The sequence below is a fragment of the Roseateles sp. P5_B10 genome (assembly GCF_056400485.1).
Genome location: NZ_JBFULE010000185.1, coordinates 1 through 8,181, shown reverse-complemented (window position 1 = coordinate 8,181; position 8,181 = coordinate 1). Strand labels below are relative to the sequence as shown.

General features: G+C 66.4%; 8 protein-coding genes. 1 reads left to right on the top strand and 7 read right to left on the bottom strand.

The window, feature by feature from the left end:
* Both AC1DU6_RS13540 and AC1DU6_RS13535 read right to left on the bottom strand, forming a co-directional pair.
* On the bottom strand, positions 1–422 hold a 422-nt coding region (locus AC1DU6_RS13540; protein WP_477857722.1), incomplete at its 3' end, for an ATP-binding cassette domain-containing protein.
* On the bottom strand, positions 419–2,362 hold the full coding sequence (locus tag AC1DU6_RS13535; protein ID WP_457324323.1) for an AMP-dependent synthetase/ligase: 1,944 nt from the start codon (positions 2,360–2,362) through the stop codon (positions 419–421). The genes AC1DU6_RS13540 and AC1DU6_RS13535, both read right to left, overlap by 4 nt.
* Positions 2,363–2,486: 124 nt before the next feature.
* Here AC1DU6_RS13535 and AC1DU6_RS13530 point away from each other — a divergent pair, with 124 nt between their 5' ends.
* Positions 2,487–3,197: a Crp/Fnr family transcriptional regulator gene (locus AC1DU6_RS13530; RefSeq protein ID WP_457324324.1), complete on the top strand. Its 711-nt coding sequence runs from the start codon at positions 2,487–2,489 to the stop codon at positions 3,195–3,197.
* Between the two features lie 9 nt (positions 3,198–3,206).
* Here the strand turns inward: AC1DU6_RS13530 and AC1DU6_RS13525 are convergent, their stop codons facing one another.
* The 5 genes from AC1DU6_RS13525 to AC1DU6_RS13505 all read right to left on the bottom strand — a co-directional run.
* The gene (locus AC1DU6_RS13525) at positions 3,207–3,767 is read right to left on the bottom strand and encodes a GNAT family N-acetyltransferase (RefSeq protein WP_477857719.1); all 561 of its coding nucleotides are present in this window, start codon (positions 3,765–3,767) and stop codon (positions 3,207–3,209) included.
* A 260-nt stretch (positions 3,768–4,027) separates the two neighbouring features.
* Entirely contained in the window at positions 4,028–5,908 is a 1,881-nt protein-coding gene (htpG, locus tag AC1DU6_RS13520; RefSeq protein ID WP_457390301.1) for a molecular chaperone HtpG, read from the bottom strand.
* 69 nt (positions 5,909–5,977) lie between these two features.
* A complete protein-coding gene (locus AC1DU6_RS13515; RefSeq protein WP_457324825.1) occupies positions 5,978–6,289 on the bottom strand; it encodes a hypothetical protein in 312 nt (103 codons plus the stop codon).
* Positions 6,290–6,351: 62 nt separating this feature from the next.
* Positions 6,352–7,059 (bottom strand): PEP-CTERM sorting domain-containing protein, encoded by a 708-nt coding sequence (locus AC1DU6_RS13510; protein ID WP_457390300.1) that lies wholly within the window; start codon positions 7,057–7,059, stop codon positions 6,352–6,354.
* A 116-nt stretch (positions 7,060–7,175) separates the two neighbouring features.
* On the bottom strand, positions 7,176–8,181 hold a 1,006-nt coding region (locus AC1DU6_RS13505; protein ID WP_477857718.1), incomplete at its 5' end, for a 3-deoxy-7-phosphoheptulonate synthase.

Genomic DNA, 8,181 nt, shown 5'->3' with positions numbered 1-8,181 from the left:
ATGATGCGCTCCACCGCCTCGCGCTGTTCGCTTTCCTCGCGCCGCGCGGGGCCGAGGTGCAGGGCCTGCCAGAACAGGCCGCGCTTCATGCGCAGGTTGCGGCCGGTCATGATGTTGTCCAGCACGCTCATGCCCTTGAAGAGCGCGAGGTTCTGAAAGGTGCGCGCCACGCCCATCTCGGCCACCTGGCGCGGGCTCATGCCCTTGAAGGTACGGCCGCGCAGCGTGATGCTGCCCTGCTGTGGCTGATACACGCCGTTGATGCAGTTCAGCATCGAGCTCTTGCCCGCGCCATTGGGGCCGATGATGGCGCGCACCTCGTGCTCGCGCACATCGAAGCTGATATCGGTCAGCGCCTTCACGCCACCAAAGGCCAGCGAGATGTTCTTCACCTCCAGCACGATCTCGCCGATCTTCTTCATGCGGCGCTCCGAACCGGCGGGAAGGTGCGTGCCTCGACGATACGCAGGTCGGCCGCCACCATCGACGTGCGGCCATCCTCGAACTTCACCTGCGTCTCGATGTACTGCGACACCTTGCCGTCGTAGAGCGCGTCGATGAGCACGCCGTACTTCTCGGCGATGGCACCGCGGCGGACCTTGCGTGTGCGCGTCAGCTCGCCATCGTCGGCATCCAGCTCCTTGTGCAACACGAGGAAGCGGCTGATCTGGCTGCCGGCCAGCAGCTCGTCCTGCGCCAGGTCGGCATTGACCTTCTCCACGCAATCCAGGATCAACTCGTAGACCTCCTGCCGCTGGGCCAGGTCCGTGTAGCCGGCGTAAGGCAGATTGCGCCGCTCGGCCCAGTTGCCGACGGCCTCGAAGTCGATGTTGATGAAGGCGCAGACCTTGTCGCGCTTGTCGCCGAAGCAGACCGCCTCCTTGATGTGCGGGAAGAACTTCAGCTTGTTCTCGACGTATTTGGGCGCAAACATCGCGCCGTCGAAGGTGCCGCCCATCAGACGGCCGACATCCTTGGCGCGGTCGATGATCTTCAGGTGGCCGCCAGGCGTCAGGAAGCCGGCGTCGCCGGTGTGGAACCAGCCGTCTGGCGTCAGCGCTTCGGCCGTCGCGGCGTCGTTCTTGTAGTAGCCCTTGAGCAGGCCGGGCGAGCGCACCAGCAGCTCGCCGCTGTCGGTCAGCTTGATCTCCACGCCGTCGATGGGCACGCCCACCGTGTCGGCTCGGGCCTCGTGGTCGGGCTGCAGGCAGACGAAAACGGCCGTCTCCGTCGAGCCATAGAGCTGCTTCAGATTGATGCCGATGGCCCGGTAGAAGCTGAACAGGTCGGGCCCGATGGCCTCGCCTGCCGTGTAGGCCACCCGCACGCGCGAGAAGCCCAACGTGTTGCGCAGCGGGCCATAGATCAGCGCATCACCCACGGCGTAGGCCATCCGGTCCAGCAGGCCCACCGGCTGCTTGTCCATCAGGCGCGGGCCAACACGCCGGGCCAGGCTCATGCAGCGCTCGAACAGCCAGCGCTTGATCGCCGACGCATCCTCCATGCGGATCATCACCGTCGTCAGCAGGCCTTCGAAGACCCGCGGCGGCGCGAAGTAGTAGGTCGGGCCGACCTCCTTCAGATCGATGCTGACGGTGGAGGCCGACTCCGGGCAGTTGACGACATAGCCCACGGCCAGCCACTGCGCATAGCTGAAGATGTTCTGGCCCACCCAGGCCGGCGGCAGATAGGCCAGCACCTCTTCACGGTCGGTCAGCTTGTCGAAGCGCTGGCCGGCCTGGGCACGGTCGATCAGCGTCGCATGGGTGTGCATGACGCCCTTGGGGCTGCCCGTCGTGCCGGAGGTGAAGAACAGCGCCGCGACGTCACCGGGCAGGCAGGCCGCCACCTCGGCGGCGAAGAACTCGGGTCGCTCGGCCTCATAGGCGCGGCCCCGCGTAGCCAGCTCGTCCAGCGAAGCGAGACCCGGCTCGTCGTAGTTGCGCAGGCCGCGTGGGTCGTCGAACCAGATGCGCTTCAACTGGGGGCATTGCTCGCGCAGCTCCAGCAGCTTGTCGACCTGCTCCTGGTCCTCGACGATGGCAAACGCGATCTCCGCGTTGTTCAGCGGGAAGACGAATTCAGCGGCGACGGCGTCTTGATAAAGCGGCACTGGGATGGCGCCCAGGCATTGCGCGGCCAGCATGCTGGCGTACAGGCGCGGCCGGTTTTCACCAACGACGACGATGTGCTCACCGCGGCGGAGGCCGGCAGCGGACAGGCCCAGGGCCAGCTCCTGCACTAGCGCGGCGAGCTGCGCCCACGACAGTGTCTGCCAAACGCCGTAAGCCTTCTCGCGCAGCGCAGGCGCGTCGGGCCGGCGGGCGGCGTGGTCGAGCAAGAGCCGGGGGAAGGTCGTCAAGCCTGTCTCCAATGCGCGGGCTGGAGCCTGCGTCTGTGAGCCCCATTCTGGTCAGTACTTTGACGCCCATCTGTCGGTACGACGACAATTTACGGGTCTTCACGGCCCAGACTTTCCCGCCCCCATGGCCAACACGTCACTGCCGCTCAGACAACGTACCCGCCGGCCAGCGCCGGCTGAGCTGGACGCCATTCCCTGGTTGAAGCTGCTGACCGGCCCACTGCGCGAGCGCGCCATCGCCACGCTGGAGGTCGGCGATGCCGAGCCCGGCGAGCGGCTGTGCCGCATCGGCCGACCAGCCACCTTGTGGTTTGGCGTCATCGACGGCCTGCTGAAGATGAACAACGACGACTCGCTGGGCGCGGCCGTCACCTTCACCGGCATCCCTCCGGGCGGCTGGTTCGGCGAAGGCACGTTGCTCAAGCGCGAGGTCTACCGCTACAACATCCAGGCCCTGCGGCCCAGCGTCGTGGCCGGCCTGCCCATTGAGAGCTTCCATGCGCTGCTCGACGGCAGCATCGCGTTCAACCGCTTCGTGCTGGACCAGCTGAACGAACGCCTGGGCCAGTTCATCGCCGCGCGAGAGACCGACCGCATCCACGACCCCGACGTGCGCGTCGCCCGCAACCTCGCCGCCCTCTTCCACCCGACCCTCTACCCAGGCGTGGGCAACTGGCTGCGCATCACGCAGCAGGAGCTGGGCTATCTGGTGGGGTTGTCGCGCCAGCGGGTGAACCAGGCGCTGCACCGCTTGAGCGATGCCAACCTGATCCGCATCGAATATGGCGGCCTGCGGGTGCTGGACCTCGTCGGCCTGAGGCGGTTTGCAGGTTGAGTTTCAGGCTCAGGCCGCGAAGGCGATGGCTTCAGGTTCGACCTTGGGCAGGGCAGCCCAACGGTCGGCACCCAGCTCATAGAGCAGCGCAGCGGCGCTGCCGGGGCCATCGGCCAATGTGCCTTTCATGCGCAGGCCCAGACACTCCAGCGTCTTGCGCGTTGGCGCATTGCTGGGCAAAACGGCAGCGACGACGGTACTTTCGTGGTGCTGTTCGAAAGCCTGGCTCATCGCATGCTGGGCCATTTCCGATGCCAGGCCGCGGCCCCAGGCCTGGGGCGTGATGCGGTAGTAAAGGTAGAGGCCGGCGTGGCCGGCAACGCTGCGGTGCATCAGGCCGCCAAAGCCGATCAGCGTCTCAGGTTGTTCGCGCTCGGCGATGGYCCAGTGGCCGAAACCCCGCGTCTGCCAGTGAGCAAGCCAGGCCTGCAACTGGGTTTCGGTGGCCGCGCGGCCGTGCGGCGTCGCGGCGGCACAGAAACGGTTCACCGCTGGGTCGGCATGCAGCGCCGTCAGGGTATCCAGATCGCTTTCCCGCGGTGGCCTCAGCACGAGGCGTCGGGTCACCATGGCCGCTGGCACGGCCGCAACAGAGGCGCAGAACTCACTCGGAACCATGTACGACGCAAACTCGGTGGAAACCCTAGGAGGGTAGCCGCGAGCCGGCCGAGGCGAAAGCCCGGGGGCACGGGACCTGTCGCAAAACCGTCACAAAGCCACGTAAAGAGCGCAGAAGCAGGGCCGACTCGGCGCCCCAGCAAGGCCGCCGGCGCCCAGACCGGCCCGGACTCAAGGACCGGGCCTGGCGCTGAACTGCAGCGCCGCGACGGTCAACCCGTCAGCAGCGCGTTGACGCGCTTCACATAGGCCGCCGGGTCTTCCAGGTGACCGCCTTCGGCCAGCACGGCCTGGTCGAACAGCACCTGGGCGAGGTCGTCGAAGTGATCGCTGCCATCCAGCTTCTTCACCAGTGCGTGCTCGGCGTTGATCTCCAGCGTTGGCTTGCTCTCGGGCGCGGTCTGGCCGGCCTGCTTCAACAGGCGCGCCAGATGGCCGCTCATGTCGCCCTCTTCCACGACGATGCAGGCGGGCGAGTCGACCAGGCGGGTTGTCACGCGCACGTCCTTGGCACGGTCCTTCAGCGCTTCTTTCAGCTTGTCCAGCAGCGGCTTCAGGCTCTCTGCCGTCTCGTCGGCCTTCTTCTTCTCGTCCTCGTCCAGCAGCTTGCCCAGGTCGACCGCGCCCTTGGCGACGGACTGCAGCGTCTTGCCTTCGAATTCATAGAGGTGGCTGAGCATCCACTCGTCGACGCGGTCGACCAACAGCAGCACCTCGATGCCCTTCTTGCGGAAGATCTCTAGCTGTGGGCTGTGCTTCGCAGCAGCGAGCGAATCGGCGGTGATGTAGTAGATGACGTCCTGGCCGTCCTTCAGGCGCGACACATAGTCGGCCAGGCTGACGTTCGCGTCCGCATGCGTCGAGGCAAAGCGGAACAGCTTGGCCAGGCGTTCCTGGTTCTGGTGGTCTTCGCCGATGCCTTCCTTGAGCACCTGGCCGAAGTCCTTCCAGAAGGCGGCGTACTTGTCCTTGTCGGCCTGCTCTTCGCTGTTGGCCAGGCTTTCCAGCATGCCCAGCACGCGCTTGGTGGAGCCCTCGCGGATGGCCTTCACGTCGCGACTTTCCTGCAGCAGCTCACGGCTGACGTTCAGCGGCAGGTCGGCCGAGTCGATCACGCCCTTGACGAAGCGCAGGTAGACCGGCATCAGCGCCTCGGCGTCGTCCATGATGAAGACGCGCTTCACGTAGAGCTTCACGCCGCCGCGCTTGTCGCGGTTCCAAAGGTCGAAGGGCGCCTTCTGCGGGATGTAGAGCAGCTGGGTGTACTCGCTGCGGCCCTCGACGCGGTTGTGCGTGTAGGCCAGCGGCGCGTCGCTGTCGTGGCTGATCTGCTTGTAGAACTCTTCGTATTGTTCTTGCGTGACCTCGCTCTTGCTGCGGCTCCACAGGGCGGAAGCCTTGTTGACCGGCTCCCATTCGTCGAGCACGACCTGCTTGGCGTTGTCCGCGTCCCACTCTTCCTTCTTCATCAGGATGGGGAGCGAAATGTGGTCGCTGTACTTGCTGATGGTCGACTTGACGCGCCAGGTCTTCAGGAACTCTTCCTCGCCGTCGCGCAGATGCAGGATGACGTCGGTGCCGCGGCCAGCCTTGGTGATGGTCTCCAGCTCGTACTCGCCGGTGCCTTCGCTGCTCCAGCGCACGGCCTGGTCCACCGGCAGACCGGCGCGGCGGGTCTCGACGGTGATGCGGTCGGCGACGATGAAGCCGGAATAGAAGCCCACGCCGAACTGGCCAATGAGCTGGGCGTCCTTCTTCTGGTCGCCTTCCAGCTTGGCCATGAACTCGCGCGTGCCGCTCTTGGCGATGGTGCCCAGGTGGGAGGCGGCCTCATCGGCGCTCATGCCGATGCCGTTGTCACTGATGGTCAGCGTCTTGGCTGCCTCGTCGAAGCTGACGCGCACTTCCAGGTTGGGGTTGTCTTCAAACAGCGCCGCGTTGTCCAGCGCCTCGAAGCGCAGCTTGTCGCAGGCGTCGCTGGCGTTGCTCACCAGCTCGCGCAGGAAGATCTCCTTGTTGGAGTACAGCGAGTGCGTGACGAGGTGCAGGATCTGCTTGACTTCGGCCTGGAAGGCGTGGGTTTGCTTGGTCATGGTGAGGTGTCCATCAAAACAAAACGCGGCCTCAGGTCGGGCCGCGCGGCAGGAGTTCAAGTGGGGGCGTCAGTAGGAAACTGCAAGCCGTGGCACGTCGACTTTGATCAGCGCCTTGGACAGCGAACCGGCCGCCGCGCGGGCGTAGTCCAGCGCCCAGGCGGCATCGGCAAACGCAGCCGGCCCTGCGGCCAGCGCGACGCCCACCAGCTTGTCGGCCAGCAGCACCTTGCCCGAGCCTCGCAGGGGCTCGCACTCCAGGCGGACGAAGTTCTCGTCCAGCCAGCGGCGGGCGGCCTCGAAGCCCAGCACCTCGGTGCCGTCGAGCTGGATGTCGACCCGCGCGCCGGTGGCGAAGATGACGGTGATCCGGGCTTGCATGGCCCGGATTGTGTCAGTGGACCGACGATCCGGGTCGAGGACGACTGCTGGAGGACCCGCGCTCAGTCACGCGGCCGGGGCAGGGCTTGGCGCCGCCCCAGGACAGTCAGCGATGCAAGGCCGAGCATCAAGCTCAGCCAGGCTGCGGGCTCCGGCACGGGAGACTGCGGGTCGTTGGCGCCCAGGGTCAGGTCGTCCCACACCACCTTGCCCGGCTGCCCGGTAAACACCACCGACTTCGCCACGCCCGAGAAGGAGTACCCGCCCGGCCCGAAGGGGCACCGGCTGGCGTTGTAGGCCGCGCAACCTGGCGAGCCCGGCAGCAGCACCAGCGGCGGCGCCAACAGTGCACCGTTGCCGCCCAGGCCGCTGTAGGCAGAAATAGTTGCCACCGAGCCAGGCGCCACCGCGTAGCTGAAGCCGATCGCGAAGCTGAAGCCGCTGGGAAAGTCGAAATACGTTGAGGTGCCACTGCCGATGCCCATACCGCCCTGCGACGAGGTCACCGACAGGCCGCCGCGCGAGGCATTCGAGCAGCTTCCGCCCAGCGCATTCAGGCAAACCGCCACCGCGTTGCTCGCGAAGGTCGCGCCCAGATTGGCGCCCGTCGTGCCCTGGCTGCTGGTGCCGCCGCTGTAAAAGCTCAGGATGTCGGCGTAGCTGGTGCTTGGATAAGTGGCGTTCACGCCTTCGAACCCAATGACCACCACCGCCTGCGCGGGGGCGGCGAGCAGGGCAGAGAAAGCGGCCGCAAGCAGTAGATGTCGCATGGTGCTGATCCTCAGGATGCCCAAAGGCTCAGGCTACTCCCGGGCGCGCCGGGCCGCGCCCCCGACCCCTTGATTTACCCCTTGATTCGGGGGCCCGCACTCAAGCGCCAGTGCGATCAGGCCCGTGTCGCGCGAACCGCCTCGGACAGCACGTCCAGCACGGCCAGGGAGTCGTCCCAGCCCAGGCAGGCATCGGTGATGCTCTTGCCGTATTCGAGTGCGGCCGGGTCGTCCTTGCCGGGCGTGAACTTCTGGGCGCCGTCATGCAGGTGGCTTTCCACCATGACGCCGAAGATGCTCTTGCCGCCCTCACGCATCTGGCCGGCAATGTCGCGCGCCACGTCCAGCTGGCGCTGGTGCTGCTTGCTGGAGTTGGCGTGCGAACAGTCCACCATCAGGCGCTGCGGCAGCTTGGACTTGGCCAGGTCAGCGCAGGCCTCGGCGACACTCTTGGCGTCGTAGTTGGGCGCCTTGCCGCCGCGCAGGATGACGTGGCAGTCGGCGTTGCCGCGCGTCTCGACGATGGCGACCTGGCCGTTCTTGTGCACCGACAGGAAATGGTGGCCGCGCGCCGCCGCCTGGATGGCGTCGGTGGCGATCTTGATGTTGCCGTCGGTGCCGTTCTTGAAGCCAATGGGCGCCGACAGGCCCGAAGCCAGCTCGCGGTGCACCTGGCTTTCGGTCGTGCGCGCACCGATGGCGCCCCAGGCGATCAAGTCGCCGATGTACTGCGGCGAGATGACGTCAAGGAACTCGCTGCCGGCCGGCACGCCCAGGCGGTTGATCTCCAGCAGCAGCTGGCGGGCGATGCGCAGGCCTTCGTCGATGCGGTAGCTCTCGTCCAGGTAGGGGTCGTTGATCAGGCCCTTCCAGCCGACGGTGGTGCGTGGCTTCTCGAAGTAGACGCGCATGAYGATCTCCAGCGTGCCGGCGTACTTCTCGCGCTGCTCCTTGAGCTTGCGGGCGTACTCGATGGCGGCCGTCGGGTCGTGGATGGAGCAGGGGCCGATGACGACGAGCAGCCGGTCGTCCTCGCCGCTCATGATCCTGCGGATGCGCTGGCGGGTCTGGCCGATCAGGTTCTCCATCGCCGTGCCGCGGATGGGGAAGAAGCGGATCAGA

Bases quoted from the DNA above. Each gene is read 5' to 3' on its own strand.
- AC1DU6_RS13530 (WP_457324324.1), top strand. From the start codon at position 2,487: ATGGCCAACACGTCACTGCCGCTCAGACAACGTACCCGCCGGCCAGCG.
- htpG (WP_457390301.1), bottom strand. From the start codon at position 5,908: ATGACCAAGCAAACCCACGCCTTCCAGGCCGAAGTCAAGCAGATCCTG.
- AC1DU6_RS13515 (WP_457324825.1), bottom strand. From the start codon at position 6,289: ATGCAAGCCCGGATCACCGTCATCTTCGCCACCGGCGCGCGGGTCGAC.
- AC1DU6_RS13510 (WP_457390300.1), bottom strand. From the start codon at position 7,059: ATGCGACATCTACTGCTTGCGGCCGCTTTCTCTGCCCTGCTCGCCGCC.